We start from the raw sequence: 20299 nt of genomic DNA on the forward strand, positions 1-20299 counted from the left end.
CTATTCTGCGCCAATACCGAAAAAATAGAGGGCATGAAAACCACCGACGTCCTCGCCCCCTTGTCCGCCGCCGCCCTGCCGGTGGCGCCCGCCGCTCCGCGCAACGGCGCCCAGGCGCTGCTGGACGCCCTGATCGAGGGCGGCGTCGACACGCTGTTCGGCTACCCCGGCGGTGCGGCGCTGCCGCTCTACGACGCGCTGCACGGCGAGCCGCGGTTGCGCCACATCCTCGTGCGCCACGAGCAGGCCGCCGTACACGCGGCCGAGGGCTATGCGCGCAGCACGGGCAAGGTCGGCGTGGTGCTGGTCACCTCCGGTCCCGGCGTGGGCAACACCATCACGGGCCTGCTCGACGCGATGAGCGATTCCGTGCCCGTTCTGTGCATCAGCGGCCAGGTGGCCACGGCCGTGATCGGCACCCAGGCCTTCCAGGAAAGCGATGCGCTGGGCATGTCGCGGCCCGTGACCAAGTGGAACTTCCAGCCGCGCAGCGCGGCCCAGGTCGGCGACGCCGTGCGCCGTGCGCTGGCCATCGCCGCGGGCGGGCGTCCCGGCCCGGTGCTGCTCGACGTGCCCAAGGACGTGCAGCTCGCGCCCGTGGGCCAGCCCGTAGCGGCGCGGCCGTTGCGCGCCGCGCCGGGTGGCAATCTGCCGCGTGGCAGCCTGCAGCGCGCGGCCGACCTGATCTCCACCGCGCGCCGGCCCGTGTTCTACGGCGGCGGCGGCCTCGTCAACGCGGGCCCCGCGGCCTGCGCAGCCTTCGCCCAGCTCGTGCGCCAGGTCGGCGGGCCCTGCACGCTCACGCTGATGGGGCTGGGCGCGTTCCCCGCGTCCGATCCCCAATTCGTGGGCATGCTGGGCATGCACGGCACGCTCGAGGCCAACCTGGCCATGCACGAGGCCGACCTGGTCGTCAACGTGGGCGCCCGCTTCGACGACCGCGTGACCGGCAAGCTCGACGAGTTCTGCCCGCACGCCCGCAAGATCCACGTCGACATCGACCCCAGCGCGATCCACCGCACCGTGCAGGTCGACGTGCCCATCGTCGGCGACTGCGGCGCCGTGCTCGACGCGTTGCTGGCCCTGCCCGAGCTGCGCGGCCTCGATCCCGCGCGGCTCGCCCCCTGGTGGCAGCGCGTGGACCGCTGGCGTGCGCACCACTGCCTGGACTTCGTGCCCGCGCTTGACGCCATCCTGCCGCAGCACCTGATGGCCAGTCTGCAGGCGCAGATCGCCGGGCGCGACGCCATCGTCTCCACCGACGTGGGCCAGCACCAGATGTGGGCCGCGCAGTACCTGCGCTTCGAGCGCCCGCGCCGCTGGCTGACCTCGGGCGGCGCCGGCACCATGGGCTACGGCCTGCCGGCCGCCATCGGCGCGCAGGTGGCACACCCGGACGCGCTGGTCGTCTGCGTGAGCGGCGACGCCTCGGTGCTCATGAACATCCAGGAGCTGTCCACGGCCGTGCAGCACGCCACGCCCGTCAAGCTCGTGCTGTCCAACAACGGCTACATGGGCATGGTGCGGCAGTGGCAGGAGCTGATCCACGGCAACCGCCTGTCGCACAGCTGGAACGCCGCGCTGCCCGACTTCGTGGCGCTGGCCAAGGCCTTCGGCTGGGGCGCGCGGCGCGTGTCCGATCCGGCCGAGCTGGATGCCGCGCTGGCCGAATGCCTGGCCTGGGACGGCCCCTTCTTCCTCGACGTGCAGGTGGCGGCGCAGGAGAACTGCTTCCCGATGATGCCGGCCGGCGCAGGGCACCACCGGGTGATGCTGGGCAAGGACCGCTGGTACGTGGACGAGGGAGACAGCGCCGCCGCCTGAGGCCGCGCCGCGCGGGCGGGCTGCTACGATCCGCGCCCGTCCCGCAGGCCGCGGGGCGGCCCATCCACCATGAACTTTCGCCAGCTGCGCTACTTTTGCGAGGTGGCCGCCTGCGGAACGCTCGCGCGCGCGGCCGAGCGGCTGCATGTGGCGCCCACCGCACTCAGCATGCAGATGGCGCAGCTGGAATCCAGCCTGGGCGGTGCGCTGTTCGACCGCCGTGCCCGGCCCATGGTGCTCACGCCGCTGGGCCGCTTCTTCCTGCCGCGCGCCCAGGCCCTGCTGCGCGATGGCCAGCGGCTGGAGCAGGAGTCGCGCGAACTGGCCACGGGCAGCAGCGGCTGGCTCGGCATTGGCTTCGTGCGCTCGCTGCTCAACTCGCGGCTGCCCAGCGCCCTGCATGCGTTCCGGCAGGCGCATCCTGAGGTCAAGCTCGAACTGGTCGAGATGCTGTCCGAACACCAGCCGGCCCAACTGCGCAGCGGGCGCATCCACCTGGGCCTGTCGCGCTTTGCGCTGGCGCCCGAGCCGGTGGCCGACCTGCGCCACACGCCCTTGTTCGAAGACCCCTTCGTCGTCGCGCTGTCGGCCCAGCACCCGCTGGCGCGCCGGCGCCGGCTCGCGGTGGCCGACCTGGACGGACTGGCGCTGATCAGCTACCCCAAGGACCCGCACAGCGGCTTCGCGCAGCGCGTGCTCGCGGCGCTGCTGCAGGCCGGCGCGCAGCCGCGCGTGGACCACGAGGCGATCGAGATCCACACCGCGCTGGCCCTGGTGGCCTCCGGCCTGGGCTATGCCATCGTGGGCGCGTCGGTGGCCGAACGCGGCCAGAGCGATCTCGTGTTCCTGCCGATCCCGGCCTTGAAGACGCGCACGGTGGTGATGGCGGTCACGCGCGTGGACGGCGACAACCCCCTGGTCGAACGCATGCTGGCGCTGCTGCAGTCCGGCGCCCCGGCCACGGCCCGGCGCGGCAGAACTTCAGAAAAGCTGAAGTAAGGTTCAGCATTCGCTGCTGTGCCTGGCTGGCGCATTGCCCGAAGATGCGCGCCCATGCCGAACGCACCGCTCTCCGATTCAATCGCCCTGCTGCGCCAGCTGGGCGCCGCCACCGTCTACGAAGCCCAGGGCGCGCAAGGCGCGCTGGACCACGGCATCAAGCCGATCGACCCGGCCTGCCGCCTGGCCGGCCCGGCGTACACCGTGGACTGCCGGCCTGCCGACAACCTGATGCTGCACTACGCCGTGCAGAAGGCGCGGCCTGGCGACGTGCTGGTGGTCGATGCCAAGGGCTTCATGGAGGCCGGCCCCTGGGGCGACGTGCTGACGCTGCAGGCGATGCAGCGCGGCATCGCCGGGCTGCTCATCAACGGCTGCGTGCGCGACGCCAACCTCATCATCGAGCTGGGCTTTCCGGTGTTCTGCCGCGGCCTATCGATCAAGGGCACGGGCAAGAACCAGCCGGGCCGCGTCGACGTGCCGGTGAGCATCGGCGACGTGAGCATCCGCCCCGGCGACATCGTCGTCGGCGACCGCGATGGCGTGGCCGTGGTGCCGCACGAGCGCGTGGACGCCACCATCGCCGCCAGCCTGGCGCGCGAGGACAAGGAAGCGCAACAGCGCCAGGCCATCGCGCAGGGCGTGTCCACAGTCGAACTGTTGGGCTTGGGCGAGACGCTGCGCCGCTTCGGCCTGCACTGAGCCCGTGCGCCTGCGCGCAACGCCCACTTTCATTTCCTGGAGACAAACCGATGAACCGACAACACTTTCTGCGCCTGTGCGCGCTCGGCACCGCCCTGGCCCTGGGTGGCACCGCCGCCCTGGCGCAGAGCTATCCGAGCAAGCCGATCCGCCTGGTCGTGCCCTGGCCCGCAGGCGGCGGCGCCGATGCCGTCGGCCGTGCGGTGGCCGAGGCGCTGCGCGTGCAGCTGGGCCAAAGCGTGGTCGTCGACAACATCGCCGGCGCGGGCGGCAACATCGGCACGCAGCAGTTCGTGCGCCAGCCGGCCGACGGCTACACGCTGCTGCTGGCCACCAGTTCGACCAACTCGGCCAATCCCTACCTGTACAAGCGCACCGGCTTCGATCCGGTCAAGGACTTCACGCCGGTGGCCTCGCTGGCCGTGATCCCCAGCGTCATGATCGTGGCCGCCGGCGCACCCTACAAGTCGCCGGCCGACATCGTGCAGGCGGCCAAGGCCCAGCCGGGCAAGCTGTCCTACGGCTCGGGCGGCGTCGGCAACTCGGCCCACCTGGCCGGCGAGCTGTTCAAGTCCATCGCGGGCATCGACGTGATCCACGTGCCCTACAAGGGCAGCTCGCCCGCGCTGACCGATGTCATGGGCGGCCAGCTCGACTACATGCTGGACACCGGCGCCTACGGCCAGCTCAAGGGCGGCAAGGTGCGCGCGGTCGCGGTGGCCTCGGCCGCGCGGCATCCGCTGCTGCCGGGCGTGCCGACCTTCGAGGAGCTCGGCATCAAGGGCATGCAGATGAACGCCTGGTACGGGCTGGCGGCACCGGCCGGCACGCCGGCCGCCATCGTCGAGCGGCTCAACGGCGCGGTGCAGGCCGCCTTCCAGGCCGGCGACCTCGGCAAGCGCCTGACCGACGTGGGCGCCGAACTGCGGCCGGGCACGGCGGCCAGCTTCGCGGCGTTCTGGAACGCCGAGCTGCAGCGCTATGCCGGCCTGGTCAAACTGACGGGCGCGACGCTGGACTGAGCTCGGGGCGCGGCCGGGCAGCCGCCCCGGCGTGTCGATTCCGGCGCGCCTGCATCGTCGCGGGGACATCCGCAGCCTGTAGATTCCAGCGATGTCTCCTGCTACCCCCGCCACGCGCGCCACGGCGCGCGAATGGACCGGCCTGGCCGTTCTGGCCTTGCCCTGCCTGGTCTACGCCATGGACCTCACCGTGCTCAACCTCGCGCTGCCCGTGCTGAGCCGCGAACTGCAACCCTCCAGCGCGCAGCTGCTCTGGATCCTGGACATCTACGGCTTCTTCGTCGCGGGTTTCCTGATCACCATGGGCACGCTGGGCGACCGCATCGGCCGGCGCCGGCTGCTGCTGGCCGGCGCGGCCTTCTTCGCGGGCGCGTCGGCACTCGCGGCGCTCGCGCACACGGCCGAGCTGCTGGTCGCGGCACGCGCGCTGCTGGGCCTGGCCGGCGCGACCATCGCGCCTTCGACCATGGCGCTGATCCGCAACATGTTCCACGACGCCGGCCAGCGCCAGTTCGCCATCGGCGTCTGGATCGCGGCCTTCTCGCTGGGCAGCGCCATCGGGCCGCTGGTGGGCGGCGTGCTGCTGGAGTTCTTCCACTGGGGCGCGGTGTTCTGGATCAACGTGCCGGTGATGGCGCTGACGCTCGCGCTGGGGCCGCGCCTGCTGCCCGAGTACCGCGACCCGGATGCCGGCCGGCTCGATCTCGCCAGCGTGGCGCTGTCGCTGGCTGCCGTGCTGCTGACGATCTACGGGCTCAAGCAGCTGGCCGAGCATGGCCCCGCTGCCTCCTCGTTGGCCATGACGCTGCTGGGCCTCGCCGTGGGCGCGCTGTTCCTGCGCCGCCAGGGCCGCATCGCCTATCCGCTGCTGGACCTGCGGCTGTTCCGCCATGCGCCGTTCTGCGCCGCGCTGGCCGCCTATGCGCTGACCTGCCTGGCGATGTTCGGCGTCTACATCTTCATGACGCAGTACCTGCAACTGGTGCTGGACCTGACGCCGCTCGAGGCCGGCATCGCCACGCTGCCCTGGGCGCTGTCCTTCGTCGTGGGGTCGCTGGCCGCGCCGCAGCTGGCGGCGCGCTGGCCGCGGGCGCGCGTGATCGTCGTGGGCCTGGTGGCCGCGGCGCTGGGTTTCGGCCTGCTCGCGACAGGGCAGGGCCTGTGGACGCTGGTGCCGGCGACCGTCGTCATGGCGCTGGGCATGGCGCCGGTGTTCACGATCGGCAACGAGATCATCATCACCACGGCGCCGCCCGAGCGCGCGGGCGCGGCCTCGGCGCTGTCGGAAACGGCGTCGGAGTTCAGCGGCGCGCTGGGCATCGCGCTGCTGGGCAGTGCCGGCATGGTGGTCTACCGGCAGGGGCTGGGCAGCGAGTGGCCGGCGGGCCTGGGGCTGGAGCTGCTGCCGGCCGCCGGGGCTTCATTGGGTGGTGCGGTGCACCTGGCCGAGGGCCTGCCTGCGGCCACCGCGGCGGCGCTGCTGCACACGGCGCATGCCAGCTTCACCAGTGCCCTGCAGGCCATTGCGCTGACCGGGGCCGCGCTCGTGGCCGCTGCGGCCTGGCTGGTCGCGCACATGCTGCGCGGGGTCGACCTGTCGGCCGCGCCGCAGCACTGAGCGGTGCTTAGAGGGTGTTTCCAAAATCAATAGGCCCACGTGTGGCCCCAGGGCGCGGCCAATCAAGGCGCAAGGCGCTGTGCGGGCTGTCTGCCCGCACAAGCCTTGCAACGCCGAGTGGGCGTGTCCTGGGGCCGCACCCTTCGGGCCGGGGCGCCCTGCGGCCATGGGCTGCGTTGCGCCACTTGTCCGGGCTCCAGCACGGCCTGCGTGTCGCGCCTTGCCCATGGCCGCAGGGCACCCCGGCGTGGGCCTATTCATTTCGGAAACACCCTCGGACCATGCGCGCGAGCTGCGGGCCGATCTCCTGCTCCAGCAGTTCGCGCGGGAACTTGCTGGCCTGCCCGCCGGCGTTGAGGGTGACGACGCGGCCGTCGGGCTGGCGGATGGCCGCGGCCACGCCGGCGATGTCGCTCTGCCAGTCGCGCACCACGACCGTGAAGCCGCGCGCCTGCCAGTGGGCGCAGCCCGCCGCGATGGCCTCGCGCACGGTGGGCCAGCGCGCGCCTTCGGCCTGGCGGATCTCGGCCAGCAGGCGCTCGCGTTCCTTCGGCTCCATCACGGCCAGCAGCGCATGGCCCATGGCGGTGTCGGCGATCGGGATGCGCGAGCCGATGTCCAGCCCCAGCGACAGCGGCGCGCCCGAGCGGCAGTTCTCCAGGTACAGCACCGACAGGCCGTGGCGGATGCCGAGCGAGACCGAGATGTCGTAGCGCTCGGCCAGGTCCTGCATGTAGGGCCGCGCGATGCGCCGCAGCTTGAGGTTGGACACCATGGTGATGCCCAGCGCCGCCGTGCTGTCGCCCAGCGCGTACTTGCCGCTCTCGCGCGAGTGGCGCAGGTAGCCCTGCACGCACAGCGTGTAGGCCAGCCGCACCACCGTCGGCTTGGGCAGGCCGGTGCGCGCGGCGATCTCGGTGTTGCTGAGCCACTTCTCGTCGACCTGGAACGCGGCCAGCACGTCCAGGCCACGCGCCAGCGCGGTGACGAAACGGCGGCTGTCCGCCCCCTCGTCGAAATCGATCTGGCTGGTTCGTCCCATGCTGGCTCTCTTTAATTCTGCTATGCGGAATTATTTGAATGGCTAGACCGAATGCAGCGTCATGGATTTCCCTAGGTAATCGCTTTACATGTGGGATCGATACTGAAATTCGCCTGTTTTCAGCTGCGGCAAATAATTCCGCTTAGAGAAACACGGCCCATAACCACCCCAAGGAGATGAACCCGTGACAGCCTTTGCCCTGCGTGGCCGTTTGGTCGCAACCCTTTCCGTTCTCGGCGCCCTGGCGCTGTCCGCCTGCGGAGGCGGCGACGACGGGCCGCCGGTGCCGGAGGAGACGCGGGCCCAGGACAGCCGCCAGTTCACCGTGGACGAGACCCGCCTGCCGTTCGCCGCCGTCGCCGGCGCGGCCGAGACCGACCGCTGGTGGGGCGTGCTGAACGGCGCCGGCTACCGGGTGGAGGTGCCCAAGAACTGGAATGGCATGCTGGTCATGTACGCCCACGGCTACGGCGGCACCGGCGCCGCCCTCAGCGTGAGCGACGCCCCCATCCGCGCGCACCTGATCGCCAAGGGCTACGCCTGGGCCGCTTCCAGCTTCTCCAAGAACTACTACGACGTGCGCGCCGGCATCGAGGACACCAATGCGCTGGCGCTGGCGTTCCAGAAGATCGGCACGCAGAACGGCCGCACGCTGGCCGCGCCGACCAAGACCTACATCATCGGCACCTCCATGGGCGGCCACATCGCGGCCGCGGCTGTCGATGCCGAGGCCTTCGAGACCGCCAACAACAAGCTGCGCTACAACGGCGCCGTGCCCATGTGCGGCGTGCTGGGCGACACCGAGCTCTACAACTATTTCGGCGCCTCGCAGATCGCGGCGCAGCAGCTGGTGGGCGTGCCGGCCACGGCCTGGCCCGTGGCCAACTGGGCCACGCTGGCGCCGCAGGTGCGCTCGGCGCTGTTCGCGACCTTCCCGAGCGCGACCACGCCACTGGGCGACCAGTACAAGGAGATCGTCAAGCAGCTGACCGGCGGCGAGCGGCCGATGTTCAACGAAGGCTTCGCCGGTGGCATGAACGCCACCGTCTGGGGCACCTTCGGCCGCGACGGCACCGTCAACGGCATCCTGAACAAGGACGGCTACGACACCACCGGCATCAGCTACCAGTTCGACAACGACCCCGCGCTGACACCGGCCGAGCAGGCCTTCAACCAGGCCGCCTACCGCCTGCGCGCCGACCCCGAGGCCAACCGCCTGCGCCGCGACGGCTTGCGCTGGTTCCCCAAGACCAATGCGCGCATCAGCGTGCCGGTGGTGACCATCCACACGCTGGGCGACGTCTACGTGCCGTTCAGCATGGAGCAGATCTACAAGCGCCGCGCCATGGCGCTGGGCACCGACAAATGGCTGGTGCAGCGGGCCATCCGCGGCGTGAGCCATTGCGACTTCACGCTGGACGAGCAGACCGCGGCCTTCGACGCGATGACGAACTGGGAGCAGAACGGCGTCAAGCCCGAGGGTGACGAGGTGCTGGACCGCGCCACCGTGGCCAACCCGGCCTACGGCTGCAAGTTCTCCTCGTCCTCGCGCACGCCCAACAGCTGTCCGGCCAGCTGACCTTTCCCCCAACGGCCCGGCGCCGGCCGGGCCATGTTTCCCTGGAAGTTGAGACCATGAACGCACGTTTCCTGAAGCGCCGCACCCTGTCCCTGCTGCTGCTGGCCGCCGGCCTGGCGGCCGGCCCCGCCCTGGCGCAGGGCGACCGTTTCCCCAGCAAGGCGATCAAGATCCTGATCGGCTTCACGGCCGGCGGCTCCACCGACGTGCCGTTCCGCGTGCTGGCCGAGAACGCCTCCAAGATCCTCGGCCAGCCCGTCATCATCGAGAACAAGCCCGGCGCGGGCGGCATCCTGCCGGCGCAGATGATGCAAAGCATGCCGGCCGACGGCTACACGCTGGCCCAGGTGCCGTTGCCGGTGTTCCGCCTGCCCTACACGCAGAAGATCAACTGGGATCCGGTCGCGGACCTGCAGTACGTGATCGGCCTGGCCGGCTACTCGTTCGGGCTGGTGGTGCCGGCAGATTCGCCGATCAAGAGCATGCAGGACTACATCGCGTATGCGAAGGCGCACCCCGGCCAGCTGACCTACGGCACGCCGGGCGCGCTGACCACGCTGCACCTGACGATGGAGAACATCGCCATGCAGTCCGGCATCACGCTGAACCACATTCCGTACAAGGGCAACTCCGAATCGCTGCAGGCGGTGATCGGCAACCACGTGATGTCGGTGGCCGACACGCCGGGCTGGGGCCCGTACGTCGAGCAGGGCCGGCTGCGCCTGCTGTCGACCTGGGGCGACAAGCGCTCGGCCAAGTTCCCCGATGCGCCCACGCTCAAGGAAGTGGGCATCAACCTCGTGCAGACCTCGCCGTTCGGCCTGGTGGTGCCCAAGGGGACGGACCCCAAGGTCGCCCAGGTGCTGCACGACGCCTTCAAGAAGGCCATGGACATGCCCAACTACAAGGAGTCGCTGGCCAAGTTCGACATGGAGCCCTACTACATGGACAGCGCCACCTACAAGAGGTATGCGGTGGAAACCATGAAGACGGAGAAGCTCATCATCGAAAAGCTGGGCCTGGCCAAGTAGGTCCCCCGCGCACAGGCCATGCGGGCCTTCGTGCAGCGGCTTTGCCACTGGCAGCTCGCTCGCGCCGCGCCAGGCACCTGAGAACCCGCAGCGCGGCAGGTGGCACTTGACCGCCATGGACACAGCCCGAGCCGCAGGTGTACAAACATCCGTGGCCATTTTCTTGCGATACCCACCATGAAGCAGCAACAGCGTTTCTGGGAAGTCGACTTGATCGAACTGGTCAAGCGCTGGGCCGAGGACATGAAGACCTTCCTGCTCACGGTGCTGCTGTTTCTCGGGCTGTCGCTGCCCGTCGTGATCCCGACGCTGATCCTGTGGTACCTGTTCTCGATCGATTACCGCGCCGTCGGCGGCATGACGCTGGCGCCCTGAGCCCGCCGGGTCCGCGACAACGCCATCCTGCCGCAAGCCCGCCGCCCCAGCCCGGGACGTCGCCGGCCCGGGGCCGCCAGCGGCACAGCCTGCGGAGACTGGAGTACGCCGTGGGCCCCATGAAGACGGAGAAGGTGATCATCGACAAGCTGGGGATGGGCAGCGGCGCCAAGTCGGCGCCTGGCCCGCCCTGCGGCCGGTCAGTGTGGCGCGCCGGCCTTGACCGCGGTCCACCGGCCGCCAGCGCAGGGCCGCGCCTCCGCGGTGTAGGCCCCCGGCGTCACGCCGTACTCCTTGCGGAAGACGGCGATGAAGGCGCTGACGCTCTCGTAGCCCACCGTCAGGGCCACCTCGGTGACCGGCATGCCCTGGCGCAGCAGTTCCACGGCGCGCAGCAAGCGGCTGCGCTGCTGCCATTTCTTGAAGGTGAGGCCGGTCTGGCGTTCGAACACGCGCGACAGCGTGCGTTCGCAGGCGCCGACCTCGCAGGCCCAGTCGTGCAGCGTGCGCGGGTTCGCCGGCTCTGCCAGGATCGCCCGTGCCACGCGCGCGGCGCGCCGGTCCAGCGGCAGCTGCATGCCGCGCGGTCGCGCGCCCACGCCCTGCAGCTCCTCGCGGATCAGGTTCTCCAGGCACGACTGGCGGGCCGCATCGACCGCGCGGTCGGCGCGTGCCAGATAGGCCACCAGCTCCACCACCAGCGGTGAGACCTGCGACACGCTGCAGTCGTCCGGCGTCGGCAGGCCGTGCGAGGGGAAATGCACGCTGAAGACCCGGCAGTTGCGCGCCACGCTCAGGCCATGCTGCTGGTGCGGCGGAATCCAGACCATCGACTGTGGCGGCACCTGCCACTCGTCGGCTGGCGTCGAGGCCGTGAGACTGCTGTCCATGCTGAACACCACCTGCAAGGTCACGTGGGTGTGCAGTGGAAAGAACTGGTTGGCGCCATACCGGTCGGCGCTGACGCGAAAGCTCTGGTCGGGATCGGCGAGCGGATGCATGGCAACTCCTGGTTCAAGGGGAATGCGCTCTGAACGATGGCCTGCAGGGCCATTCGAATGGAACGCGGAACGGCCCTTTCCGCATTTCGTCTCGCTCAACTGGCTGTCGCAACAAGCGCGCCAGCGTGAACGGCCTGCCGGTGCACCAATTCAGGGGCGCAGTGCACCGGGCTTGCACAACCGCCGCTCACCATGCGGCGCTTTGGACCATCGCGCCGGAGAGCACGCCGTAGGCGGCCTCCCAAGCCGCGCGGGTCTCGGCATCGAAGTCGGGCCCCAGGCCCTTCTCCAGCGTCGCCAGCAGGGCGGCACCGACCAGCGCATAGTGCTCCGGCAGCACGCCGTAGCGCACGTGGCGCTGCGCCAGGTCCTGGATGTCGCGCAGGATCGTCGGCAGCGCATCGAGCCGCTCCACCACGTAGCGCAGCATGGCCATCAGCTTGGTCTGCTGCTCCTGCAGGTCGCCCTTGAACAACGGCCGCAGCTGCGGCGCAGACGCGAACAGCTGCTGGTAGAACAGGGCGCCCACCGCGCCGGCGCTCGGCAGCACTTTGCGAAAACTGGTTTGCACCAGTCCAACCTGGATGGCATTCATGGCAGATCCTCATTGCGTGGTTTGGGAAAGCACACGGCGCACGGTTGCGGAGCATGCGGGATGGGCGATGCAAGCGGTATGCCACTGGGCAACTGTTTGTCTGGCGCAAATATGGCATGTCCGTTTCCCACACGTGCTGTCGCTTTCGAGAATTGACGCTGCAGTGGCTGAGTGATTGAATGGACAACAAGTTGCCTGCACATCGCGGCACTGCATCCCACCCAAGGAGGAACGCAATGGATGACAAGAGCGCGACCCGCATGCGCGTCGATGGCGAACTGGCGCGCACCGTGCCGTCGGACCAGCGTCCGCTGGCGCACAAGCTGGTGCTGGCCTGCCGCATGCTGGGCGCACGCGGCCACTGGCACGGCGGCCTGGCCGGCCAGATCAGCGCGCGCGGCACCGAGCCCGGCACGTTCTGGACACTGAAGTTCGGTGTCGGTGCCGACGAGGCCACGCCCGACGACCTGATCCTGGTCGACGACGACCTGCGTCCCTTGCACGGCACCGACCTGCCCAACCCCGCCATGCGCTTTCACCTGTGGGTCTACCGCACGCGCCCCGATGTGCAGAGCATCGTCCACACCCATCCGCCGGCCATCACCGCGCTGTCGATGACGGGGCGCCCGCTGGTCGTGGCGCACATGGACGCCACCCCGTTCTTCGACAACTGCGGCTACCTGCGCGAGTGGCCCGGGTTGCCGATCGCCGACAGCGAGGGCGCCATCATTTCCGAGGCGCTCGGCGCCCGCAAGGCGCTGCTGCTGGCCAACCACGGCCTGCTGACGGCCGGTGCCAGCCTCGAGGAGGCCGCGGTGCTCGCCCTGTGGCTGGAGCAGTGCGCCGAGGCCCAGCTGCGCGCCACCGCGCTGGGCCCGCTGCACCCGGTGCGCCCGGAGCTGGCACGCGAATCGCGCGACTTCCTGCTCAAGCCCGAAATCATCGGCCTGAGCTTCCAGTACTTCGCGCGCGCCGTGCTGCGCGGCGCGGGCGACTGCCTGCAGGGCCGGCGCGCCCTGGCGGCCGTGGCCTGATGCGCCCTTGGCTGCGGCCCTGCGTGCAGGGCCGCAGGCTTCACTCGGCGCGGATGCCGCTGGCCTTGATGAGCTGCGTCATCGTCGCCGCCTCCTGGCGCAGCTGCGCCTCGAACGCGGCCACGCTGCTGCCCACCGGCTCCATGCCCTGCCGCGCGAAGGCCTCGCGGGCTTCGGGCATCTGCACGATCTCGGCCATGTCGCGGTTGAGCTGCTGCACCACATCGGCCGGCGTGCCGGCCGGGGCCAGGATGCCGATCCAGATGTCGTAGACCACGTTCTTCCAGCCGCTCTCGGCCATGGTCGGGATCGGCATGCCCGGCCAGCGCTCGGCCGACGACACCGCCAGCGGGCGCAGCTGGCCCGACTTGATGAAGGCGCTGGCGGCGGCCAGCGACACCAGCACCGCCGGCACCTGGCCCGCGACCGTGTCGGTCAGGGCCGGGGCCGCGCCCCGGTAGGCCACGTGCTGCATGCGCGCACCGGATTCGGTGCTCAGCATCTCGCCGACCAGGTGCGCGGCGCCGCCAATGCCGTAGGTGGCGTAGTTGCCGGCGGTGCCGTTGCCGTGCGTGCCGTCGACGAACTCGCGCAGCGTGCGCGCCGGGCTGGCCGGGCCGACCGCGAGGACGATCGGCCCGCGCGTGAGCTGCGTCACCGGCACGAAGTCCTTGAACGCGTCGTAGCCGGCCTTGCTGAAGATCTGCGGGTTGATGGTGTGGTTGTTCGAGGTCAGCAGCAGCGTCCGGCCATCGGCCGGTGCGCGCGCGACCAGGCTGGAAGCGATGTTGCCGCCGGCGCCGGGCCGGTTTTCCACCAGCACCGGCTGGCCGGTCCGCGTGCCCAGGCGCTCTGCCACATAGCGCGCCATGAAGTCGCCGGCGCCGCCGGGCGCGGTGATCACGACGATCTTCGTCGGCCGGCTGTCCTGCGCGGCGGCGGGCCCGCACAGGGCCAGCGAGACGGCGGCCATGCCATGGGCCAGGCGGGCGCGGTGGGTGTTCATCGACAGTTCTCCAGGGTGGGGCGGCGCGGGCCACGGCCCGGCGCGGACGTGGCGAAGGCGGGGCGTGCCTGCGGTCCATGATCCGCAGCCCCGGCCGCTGGCGCTATCGCGATTCGGACAAATGCATGCCGGCATCGGCCTGCGCGCCGCGGCGGGCGCGTGCGGCGATGCGCGTGGCCTTGCCGCGCTATCGATTGGCCTGTCCGCGACGCGGCGATGGCAGGCGCCGACCCTATCGTTCCCCGGTCGCAACTCCATCCTTTGGGACCACCATGAACGCACGCAACGACGCCATGCACGCCACCCGCATCGAAGGGCCGATGGCCTGGACGATGGATTCCCTGGAGCCATCGTCCTGGCGCATCCCCGTGCCGCCAGCGGTCACGCAGGAGATCCTGGACATGCTGCAGGCCATGCGCCGCGCACCGGCTCCCTTCCAGGCCTACGCGCCCGAGCAGTTCGAGCTGCAGCAGACCCGGGCCTTCCTGCGCGGCCCGGTGCGCCTGGTCCTGGACCACGGCATCGGCATCTGCGTGCTGGACCGCCTGCCGACCGAACAGATGACGGTGGACGAGGCGCGCGCCGTCTACTGGGTGTTCTCGTCGCTGCTGGGCCGGCCTGTGGCGCAGAAGCACAACGGCAACATGATGGCCGACGTGAAGGACGCCGGCATCCCGATGAAGGCCGGCACCGCGGCGCGCGGCTCCACCTCGCGCGAGCTGCTGGAGTTCCACAACGACGGCGCCAACACGCCGCGGCCGCCCGAATACGTGGGCCTGCTGATGCTGCAGGAGCCCAAGAGCGGCGGCCTGAGCCGCGCCTTCAGCGTGATCAGCGGCTACAACTGGCTGCTGGAGCACCACCCCGAGGTGCTGCCGCGGCTGTACGAGGACTTCGCCTATTTCCGCATGCGCGAGCACGACCCGGCCGAACCCGCCTGCATGGTCGCGCCGTTCCTGCACGTCGACAAGGGCGTGCTGAAGGCCCGCGTCGGCCCCTACCAGATGAAGAGCGCCTTCGAGATGGGCGAGGCCGACATGGACGACGCCACCGCCGATGCCGTGGCCGCGCTCGACGAACTGTTCGCGCAGGACCAGCTGGTCGCGGAGTTCTACATGGCGCCCGGGCAACTGCAGTTCGTCAACAACCAGGTCATCGTGCACAGCCGCACCGAGTTCGTCGACAACGACGAGGAGGGCAAGCGCCGGCACCTGCTGCGCATCTGGCTGCGCGACCAGGGCGACCCGTCCTACAACGGACGCTGAGCCCATGGCCGCAGCGATGTTCCGGGTGGCGTCGGTCGAGGACGCCAGCGCCTGCGTGAAGACCTTCCGCCTGGTGCGCTTCGACCGCAAGCCGGTGACGCCGTTCGCGCCGGGTGCGCACGTGGTGCTCACGCTCAAGGACGTGGCCTCGGGCACGCAGGGCAGCCGGGCCTACACGCTGACCTCGCGGCCGGACGATGCGGCCGGCTACGAGATCTCGGTGGCGCTGGGCCGGCGCGTCACGGGCGTGTCGTCGTTCCTGCACGCGGCCGCGCGCCCGGGGCGGGTGGTCACGGTGTCCGAACCCGTGCACGGCTTCGGCCTGGCCCCGCACGGCGGCCATCCGCTGCTGATCGCGGGTGGCATCGGCATCACGCCGCTGCTGGCCTTGGCGCGCCAGCTGGAGCAGGACGGCACGGCGTTCACGCTGTTCTATTTGGGCAAGACCGAGGCCGACATGCCGTTCCTGGCCGAACTGCGCGCCCTGCGGCATGGCCGTTGCACCGTGGTGACCACGGCCGTGCCCGCCATGGGACGGCTGGACCTGCGCGCCATCCTCGCCGAAGCGCCCCCCGATGCGCAGGTCTATGTCTGCGGCCCGGCCGGCATGATCCACGACGTGCAGGCGCATGCGCGCCACCTGGCCTGGGATCCGGCCCGCGTGCATGCGGAGTCGTTCGAGGCGATGGCATCGCCGGACGACAAGCCCTTTGACGTGGTGCTGGCACGCAACGGCCGGACGGTCGGTGTCGTGCCGGGCCAGACCATCCTCGACGCGCTGCTGGCGGCCCAGGTGCCGGTGGACTACGACTGCCGGCACGGCTCCTGCGGACGCTGCACGCAGGTGGTGCTGGAGGGCGAGCCGGACCACAAGGACACGCTGTACGCCGGTGCGCAGGGCCAGGACGGCTGCATCCGCATCTGCGTCTCGCGCGCGCGCTCGGCGCGGCTGGTGCTCGATCTCTAGTTCAGTGGACAGGCGAGGTGACGACCAGCACCTCGCAGGCCGCACGCCCGATCGAACGCATGGTGTGCTCGGTCTGCGCCATGAAGTGCACGCAGTCGCCTTCGTCGGCCGTGATGGTGGTGCCGCCGATGGTCAGCTCCAGCCGGCCGCGCAGCACATAGGCGATCTCCTCGCCCGAATGGCTGGAGCTGGCGCGCGTGGTCTTGGTCGCGCTGGGCTTGACCAGGAAGAGGCTCAGGAAGCGCTTGTCGTCGGCCGGCGAGACGATCTGGTAGCTCTTCACATCGCCGTCGGCATTGCCCTGCACCACGTGGTCTTCGCGGTCCTTCTTGCGGATCACCCGGATCAGTGAATCCTCGGGGTTCTCTTCGAGCAAGGAGGACAGCTTGACGCCCAGCGCCTCGCAGAGCTTGAGCACGGTGGAGATGGAGGGGCGCTTCAAGCTGCGCTCCAGGCGCGAGAGATAGCCCTTTTCGAGCCCGGCGCGTTGCGCCACCTGCTCCAGCGTCAGGCCGGAGCGCAGCCGGAGGTTCTTCAGACGCGGACCGAGCGCAAGCTCCTCGGCGATCGGGGCTCTGCTGTCCGTGGGTTTCTCAATCAATACCGGCTCCAGGTGTGCTGCGTCTCGTCGCGGCAAGACGAAGAAATTATGCCAAGGCGGTGGGTGCCGACGCAGCGCCTCGGCCGCATCGCGCGATGCCCTGACCGTTTTGCGGCATGGCGTGTCGCCGCAGCAGGCCACCACGGCCTGCTGCGCGCGCAGCGCTAGACCTGGCCCTGCGCAAACCCGCCGAAGCGGGCCGCCGCGCTGAACACCGCCCGCACCGAGGCCGTGACGATGTTCGCGTCGCGGCCGGCGCCGAAGCGCGACCCGGCAACGCCCGGCCAGGCGGCCTCGACGATGGCCATGGCCTGCGCATCGGCGCCCGTGCCCAGGCTGCGTTCCTCGTAGCTGTCGATGCGCAGCGGCAGGCCGAGGGCCGCCGCCGTCGCATCGATCGGCCCCGTGCCGACGCCCTGCAGCTGGCGCTGCGTGCCGTCGCCCAGCACCACGTCGAGCGCGATGCCCTGGCCCTGCGGCGCGTCGAACAGGCGGTGGCCGCGGTAGGCCGGCATGGCCCCGTCCGTGGCGGGCGCGAGGTAGGTGCGCGCGAACACCGACCAGATCTCCGCGCTGCCGAGTTCGGTCTCGCTCGCGTCGGCGAGTTTCTGCACGATGGCGCTGAACTCGACCTGCATGCGCCGCGGCATCACCACGCCGTGGTCGCGCTGCAGCAGGAAGGCGATGCCGCCCTTGCCCGACTGGCTGTTGACGCGCACGATGCTGTCGTAGGTGCGGCCCAGGTCCGCCGGATCGATGGGCAGGTAGGGCACGCGCCACGGCGCATCGGGCGCCTGCGCGGCGAAGCCCTTGGCGATGGCGTCCTGGTGCGAACCCGAGAACGCGGTGAACACCAGGTCGCCCACATACGGGTGGCGCGGGTGGATCGGCAGCGCGGTGCATTCCTCGGCGATGCGCGCCACCTGCGCGATGTCGGAGAAGTCCAGCCCCGGCGCGATGCCCTGGGTGTACAGGTTGAGCGCCAGCGTCACCACGTCCAGGTTGCCACTGCGCTCGCCGTTGCCGAACAGGCAGCCCTCCACGCGCTGGGCCCCGGCCAGCAGCGCCTGTTCGGCGCACGCCACACCCGTGCCGCGGTCGTTGTGCGGATGCACCGACAGCACGATGTGTTCGCGCCGGGCCAGGCGCCGGTGCATCCACTCGATCTGGTCGGCGAACACGTTGGGCGTGGAGACCTCCACCGTGGTCGGCAGGTTGACGACCATGGGCCGCTGCGGTCCCGCGTCCCAGGCCTCGATGGCGGCGTTGCACACGGCCAGCGAGACGTCCAGCTCGGCCATGCAGAAGGTCTCGGGCGAATACTGCAGCACCCACTGCGTCTCGGGCGCGTCGTCGGTCAGGCGGCGCAGCAGGGCGATGTGTCGCTGCACCATGGCGATGATCTGCGCCACGTCCATGCCGAACACGATCTCGCGCCAGGCCGGCGCGATGGCGTTGTAGAAGTGCACGATCACGCGGCGTGCGCCGCGCACGCTGCGCACCGTCTGCTCGACCAGGTCTTCGCGCAGCTGCGTGATGACCATGGGCGTCACGTCCTGCGGGATCAGGTCGGCCTCGATCAGGTGGCGCACGATCTCGAAGTCGGTCTTCGAGGCCGAGGGAAAGCCGACCTCGATCTCCTTGAAGCCGATCTGCACCAGCGCGTGGAACAACCGCAGCTTGCGCTCGCGGTTCATCGGCTCGAACAGGGCCTGGTTGCCGTCGCGCAGGTCGGTGGAAAGCCAAATGGGCGCACGCGTCAGCGTGCGGGAAGGCCATTGCCGGTCGGGCAGGTCGACGGCAGGGAAGGGGCGGTACTTGGATTGGGGCTGTGCCAGCATGGAAACCTCGAACAGGACATCAGAACGCGGAGCGCCTGATTCCCCTGCTTCAAGGAAGCTGGTGCAGGGTCGGGGTCAGGGGGAATCAGGACCGGTCGCGGCGCAGGCAGCTGCGCTCGGACCCCGACGGCGGGGCAGAGGTAGCAGCGACAGCGGTAGCGCGCGGAGCGGGTGCATGGACGGGTGGTGTGCGGATGGCGGGTGCCTGGCTGGCGATGGTCGCAGCGTCGGCGTCGTCCGCATCCCGCGAAAAGGACAGAGGATGCCGCGAACACGCCATCCTGTGCCGCGGCGGCCGGCCGCGGCACGCCGGGATCAGCGCATCACGAAGGCGTTGCCGGTCTTCACGCCGACATTGATCCAGACCGACTTGGTCTGCAGGTATTCGTGGATCGCGCCCAGGCCGTTCTCGCGCCCCGTGCCCGAATCCTTGTAGCCGCCGAACGGCGACATGAAGCTGGCCGCGCGGTAGCTGTTGACCCACACCGTGCCGGCCTGGATGCGCTCGGACATGCGCAGCATGCGGCCGAAGTCCTGCGTCCAGACACCGGCGCCCAGGCCGAACGGCGTGTCGTTGGCGATCGCCACCGCCTCTTCCTCGGTGTCGAACGGGATCACCGAGAGCACCGGCCCGAACACCTCCTCCTGCGCGATGCGCATGCGGTTGTGCACGCCGGTGAAGATGGTGGGCTCGACGAACCAGCCCTTGCCGCATTCGGGCCGCGACGCGCGCTGGCCGCCCAGCGCGAGCTTGGCGCCGTCCTGCTGGGCAACGGCGATGTACGACTCGATCTTGTCGAGCTGCTGGCGCGTCGTGACCGGGCCCACCTGCGTGGTCGGCAGCGACGGGTCGCCCATGCGCGCAGAACGGGCGATCGGGATCAGCTTCTCCAGGAACCGGTCGTGCACCGAGCGCTGCAGCAGCAGCCGCGAGCCGGCGATGCAGGTCTGCCCGGTCGCCGCCAGGATGGCCGAGATCGCGCCGTTGACGGCATCGTCCATGTCGGCGTCGGCGAACACGATGTTGGGCGACTTGCCGCCCAGCTCCAGGTTGGCCGACTTGAAGCTGCGCGCGGCCTGCTGGTTGATCAGCCGGCCGGTGTGGTCCGATCCGGTGAAGCTGATCTTGCGCACCAGCGGGTGCTCGACCAGCGCGGCGCCCACGTCCTTGCCGAAGCCGGTGACCACGTTCACCACGCCGGGCGGAAAGCCGGCCTCGGCGAACAGCTTGACGAATTCGAGCGTGGAGGCGGAGGCGAACTCCGAGGGCTTGATCACCACCGTGCAGCCCGCCGCCAAGGCCGGCGCCAGCTTCCACGACAGGATCAGCAGCGGCGAGTTCCACGGCGTGATCGCGGCGACCACGCCCAGCGGCTCGTGCCGCGTGAAGTTGAAGTAGCCCTTCTTGTCGGACGGCAGCACCGCGCCCTCGATCTTGTCGGCCAGCCCGCCGAAGTAGTAGTACCACTGCGGGATGTAGTTGAGCTGGCCCTGCATCTCGGCGATCAGCTTGCCGTTGTCCTTGACCTCCAGCGCGGCCAGCTTCTCGGCGTCGCGCGCGATCAGGTCGCCGACCTTGCGCAGCAGCGCACCGCGCTGCGTCGGCGTCAGCTGCGACCAGGCGCCGGTGGCGAACTGCGCGTGCGCGGCCTGCACGGCGCGGTCCACATCTGCCGGTCCGCCGCGCGGGATCAGCGCCCAGGGCTCGCCCAGGAACGGGTCGAAGCTCTCGAACCATTCACCGGTGGCGGGTGCGGCGGCCTGGCCGTCGATGTGCATCTCGAGTTTGTTCATCTT

At 70.2% G+C, this 20299-nt stretch carries 18 protein-coding genes; 11 read left to right on the plus strand and 7 right to left on the minus strand.

The window, feature by feature from the left end; translation table 11 throughout:
• Nucleotides 1-33: 33 nt before the first annotated feature.
• The 5 genes from ilvB to ASF45_RS12035 all read left to right on the plus strand — a co-directional run bounded on the left by ilvB (nucleotide 34) and on the right by ASF45_RS12035 (nucleotide 6165).
• On the plus strand, nucleotides 34-1824 hold the full coding sequence (gene ilvB, locus ASF45_RS12015; protein WP_056662065.1) for a biosynthetic-type acetolactate synthase large subunit: 1791 nt from the start codon (nucleotides 34-36) through the stop codon (nucleotides 1822-1824).
• Between the two features lie 69 nt (nucleotides 1825-1893).
• Nucleotides 1894-2823, plus strand: a complete 930-nt coding sequence (locus ASF45_RS12020; RefSeq protein WP_056662067.1) for a LysR family transcriptional regulator — start codon at nucleotides 1894-1896, stop codon at nucleotides 2821-2823.
• 54 nt (nucleotides 2824-2877) lie between these two features.
• Nucleotides 2878-3525, plus strand: a complete 648-nt coding sequence (locus tag ASF45_RS12025) for a 4-carboxy-4-hydroxy-2-oxoadipate aldolase/oxaloacetate decarboxylase (RefSeq protein ID WP_056662071.1) — start codon at nucleotides 2878-2880, stop codon at nucleotides 3523-3525.
• 50 nt (nucleotides 3526-3575) lie between these two features.
• Nucleotides 3576-4547, plus strand: a complete 972-nt coding sequence (locus ASF45_RS12030; protein ID WP_056662074.1) for a tripartite tricarboxylate transporter substrate binding protein — start codon at nucleotides 3576-3578, stop codon at nucleotides 4545-4547.
• Between the two features lie 91 nt (nucleotides 4548-4638).
• Nucleotides 4639-6165 carry an MFS transporter gene (locus ASF45_RS12035; protein WP_056662077.1) on the plus strand — a complete coding sequence of 509 codons (1527 nt, stop codon included), beginning with the start codon at nucleotides 4639-4641 and terminating at the stop codon, nucleotides 6163-6165.
• Between the two features lie 253 nt (nucleotides 6166-6418).
• Here ASF45_RS12035 and ASF45_RS12040 read toward each other — a convergent pair whose 3' ends face one another.
• The gene (locus ASF45_RS12040) at nucleotides 6419-7207 is read right to left on the minus strand and encodes an IclR family transcriptional regulator (RefSeq protein WP_056662079.1); all 789 of its coding nucleotides are present in this window, start codon (nucleotides 7205-7207) and stop codon (nucleotides 6419-6421) included.
• A 184-nt stretch (nucleotides 7208-7391) separates the two neighbouring features.
• Here ASF45_RS12040 and ASF45_RS12045 point away from each other — a divergent pair, with 184 nt between their 5' ends.
• The 3 genes from ASF45_RS12045 to ASF45_RS12055 all read left to right on the plus strand — a co-directional run bounded on the left by ASF45_RS12045 (nucleotide 7392) and on the right by ASF45_RS12055 (nucleotide 10192).
• Nucleotides 7392-8786 carry an alpha/beta hydrolase gene (locus tag ASF45_RS12045; protein ID WP_235580888.1) on the plus strand — a complete coding sequence of 465 codons (1395 nt, stop codon included), beginning with the start codon at nucleotides 7392-7394 and terminating at the stop codon, nucleotides 8784-8786.
• 56 nt (nucleotides 8787-8842) lie between these two features.
• Entirely contained in the window at nucleotides 8843-9817 is a 975-nt protein-coding gene (locus ASF45_RS12050) for a tripartite tricarboxylate transporter substrate-binding protein (protein WP_056662082.1), read from the plus strand.
• A gap of 177 nt (nucleotides 9818-9994) precedes the next feature.
• Nucleotides 9995-10192, plus strand: a complete 198-nt coding sequence (locus tag ASF45_RS12055; protein WP_056662085.1) for a hypothetical protein — start codon at nucleotides 9995-9997, stop codon at nucleotides 10190-10192.
• Between the two features lie 200 nt (nucleotides 10193-10392).
• Here the strand turns inward: ASF45_RS12055 and ASF45_RS12060 are convergent, their stop codons facing one another.
• Both ASF45_RS12060 and ASF45_RS12065 read right to left on the minus strand, forming a co-directional pair.
• On the minus strand, nucleotides 10393-11193 hold the full coding sequence (locus ASF45_RS12060) for an AraC family transcriptional regulator (protein ID WP_056662089.1): 801 nt from the start codon (nucleotides 11191-11193) through the stop codon (nucleotides 10393-10395).
• A gap of 187 nt (nucleotides 11194-11380) precedes the next feature.
• The gene (locus tag ASF45_RS12065) at nucleotides 11381-11788 is read right to left on the minus strand and encodes a globin family protein (protein WP_056662092.1); all 408 of its coding nucleotides are present in this window, start codon (nucleotides 11786-11788) and stop codon (nucleotides 11381-11383) included.
• Between the two features lie 236 nt (nucleotides 11789-12024).
• Here ASF45_RS12065 and ASF45_RS12070 point away from each other — a divergent pair, with 236 nt between their 5' ends.
• Nucleotides 12025-12822, plus strand: coding sequence for an aldolase (locus tag ASF45_RS12070; RefSeq protein ID WP_056662095.1), 798 nt, complete (start codon nucleotides 12025-12027; stop codon nucleotides 12820-12822).
• A 40-nt stretch (nucleotides 12823-12862) separates the two neighbouring features.
• Here the strand turns inward: ASF45_RS12070 and ASF45_RS12075 are convergent, their stop codons facing one another.
• Nucleotides 12863-13828, minus strand: a complete 966-nt coding sequence (locus ASF45_RS12075) for a tripartite tricarboxylate transporter substrate binding protein (protein WP_056662098.1) — start codon at nucleotides 13826-13828, stop codon at nucleotides 12863-12865.
• Between the two features lie 272 nt (nucleotides 13829-14100).
• Between ASF45_RS12075 and ASF45_RS12080 the strand changes: the two genes are divergently transcribed.
• Entirely contained in the window at nucleotides 14101-15093 is a 993-nt protein-coding gene (locus ASF45_RS12080) for a TauD/TfdA family dioxygenase (RefSeq protein ID WP_056662101.1), read from the plus strand.
• 4 nt (nucleotides 15094-15097) lie between these two features.
• On the plus strand, nucleotides 15098-16060 hold the full coding sequence (locus ASF45_RS12085; protein WP_056662104.1) for a PDR/VanB family oxidoreductase: 963 nt from the start codon (nucleotides 15098-15100) through the stop codon (nucleotides 16058-16060).
• A gap of 1 nt (nucleotide 16061) precedes the next feature.
• Here the strand turns inward: ASF45_RS12085 and ASF45_RS35830 are convergent, their stop codons facing one another.
• The 3 genes from ASF45_RS35830 to ASF45_RS12100 all read right to left on the minus strand — a co-directional run bounded on the left by ASF45_RS35830 (nucleotide 16062) and on the right by ASF45_RS12100 (nucleotide 20296).
• On the minus strand, nucleotides 16062-16661 hold the full coding sequence (locus tag ASF45_RS35830) for a helix-turn-helix domain-containing protein (RefSeq protein WP_056662107.1): 600 nt from the start codon (nucleotides 16659-16661) through the stop codon (nucleotides 16062-16064).
• Between the two features lie 164 nt (nucleotides 16662-16825).
• A complete protein-coding gene (locus ASF45_RS12095; RefSeq protein ID WP_056662110.1) occupies nucleotides 16826-18502 on the minus strand; it encodes a 2-isopropylmalate synthase in 1677 nt (558 codons plus the stop codon).
• A gap of 315 nt (nucleotides 18503-18817) precedes the next feature.
• On the minus strand, nucleotides 18818-20296 hold the full coding sequence (locus ASF45_RS12100; RefSeq protein WP_056662112.1) for an aldehyde dehydrogenase: 1479 nt from the start codon (nucleotides 20294-20296) through the stop codon (nucleotides 18818-18820).
• Nucleotides 20297-20299: the final 3 nt, after the last annotated feature.

It is taken from the genome of Pseudorhodoferax sp. Leaf265 (assembly GCF_001422365.1).
Classification (GTDB): Bacteria; Pseudomonadota; Gammaproteobacteria; order Burkholderiales; family Burkholderiaceae_C; genus Pseudorhodoferax.

Excerpts from the sequence above, each read along its gene's own strand:
- ASF45_RS12100 (WP_056662112.1), bottom strand. The coding sequence starts at position 20,296 with ATGAACAAACTCGAGATGCACATCGACGGCCAGGCCGCCGCACCCGCC.
- ASF45_RS12050 (WP_056662082.1), top strand. The coding sequence starts at position 8,843 with ATGAACGCACGTTTCCTGAAGCGCCGCACCCTGTCCCTGCTGCTGCTG.
- ASF45_RS12040 (WP_056662079.1), bottom strand. The coding sequence starts at position 7,207 with ATGGGACGAACCAGCCAGATCGATTTCGACGAGGGGGCGGACAGCCGC.
- ASF45_RS12020 (WP_056662067.1), top strand. The coding sequence starts at position 1,894 with ATGAACTTTCGCCAGCTGCGCTACTTTTGCGAGGTGGCCGCCTGCGGA.
- ilvB (WP_056662065.1), top strand. The coding sequence starts at position 34 with ATGAAAACCACCGACGTCCTCGCCCCCTTGTCCGCCGCCGCCCTGCCG.
- ASF45_RS12035 (WP_056662077.1), top strand. The coding sequence starts at position 4,639 with ATGTCTCCTGCTACCCCCGCCACGCGCGCCACGGCGCGCGAATGGACC.
- ASF45_RS12080 (WP_056662101.1), top strand. The coding sequence starts at position 14,101 with ATGAACGCACGCAACGACGCCATGCACGCCACCCGCATCGAAGGGCCG.
- ASF45_RS12070 (WP_056662095.1), top strand. The coding sequence starts at position 12,025 with ATGGATGACAAGAGCGCGACCCGCATGCGCGTCGATGGCGAACTGGCG.
- ASF45_RS12055 (WP_056662085.1), top strand. The coding sequence starts at position 9,995 with ATGAAGCAGCAACAGCGTTTCTGGGAAGTCGACTTGATCGAACTGGTC.
- ASF45_RS12025 (WP_056662071.1), top strand. The coding sequence starts at position 2,878 with ATGCCGAACGCACCGCTCTCCGATTCAATCGCCCTGCTGCGCCAGCTG.
- ASF45_RS12095 (WP_056662110.1), bottom strand. The coding sequence starts at position 18,502 with ATGCTGGCACAGCCCCAATCCAAGTACCGCCCCTTCCCTGCCGTCGAC.
- ASF45_RS12065 (WP_056662092.1), bottom strand. The coding sequence starts at position 11,788 with ATGAATGCCATCCAGGTTGGACTGGTGCAAACCAGTTTTCGCAAAGTG.
- ASF45_RS12030 (WP_056662074.1), top strand. The coding sequence starts at position 3,576 with ATGAACCGACAACACTTTCTGCGCCTGTGCGCGCTCGGCACCGCCCTG.
- ASF45_RS12085 (WP_056662104.1), top strand. The coding sequence starts at position 15,098 with ATGGCCGCAGCGATGTTCCGGGTGGCGTCGGTCGAGGACGCCAGCGCC.
- ASF45_RS12075 (WP_056662098.1), bottom strand. The coding sequence starts at position 13,828 with ATGAACACCCACCGCGCCCGCCTGGCCCATGGCATGGCCGCCGTCTCG.
- ASF45_RS12060 (WP_056662089.1), bottom strand. The coding sequence starts at position 11,193 with ATGCATCCGCTCGCCGATCCCGACCAGAGCTTTCGCGTCAGCGCCGAC.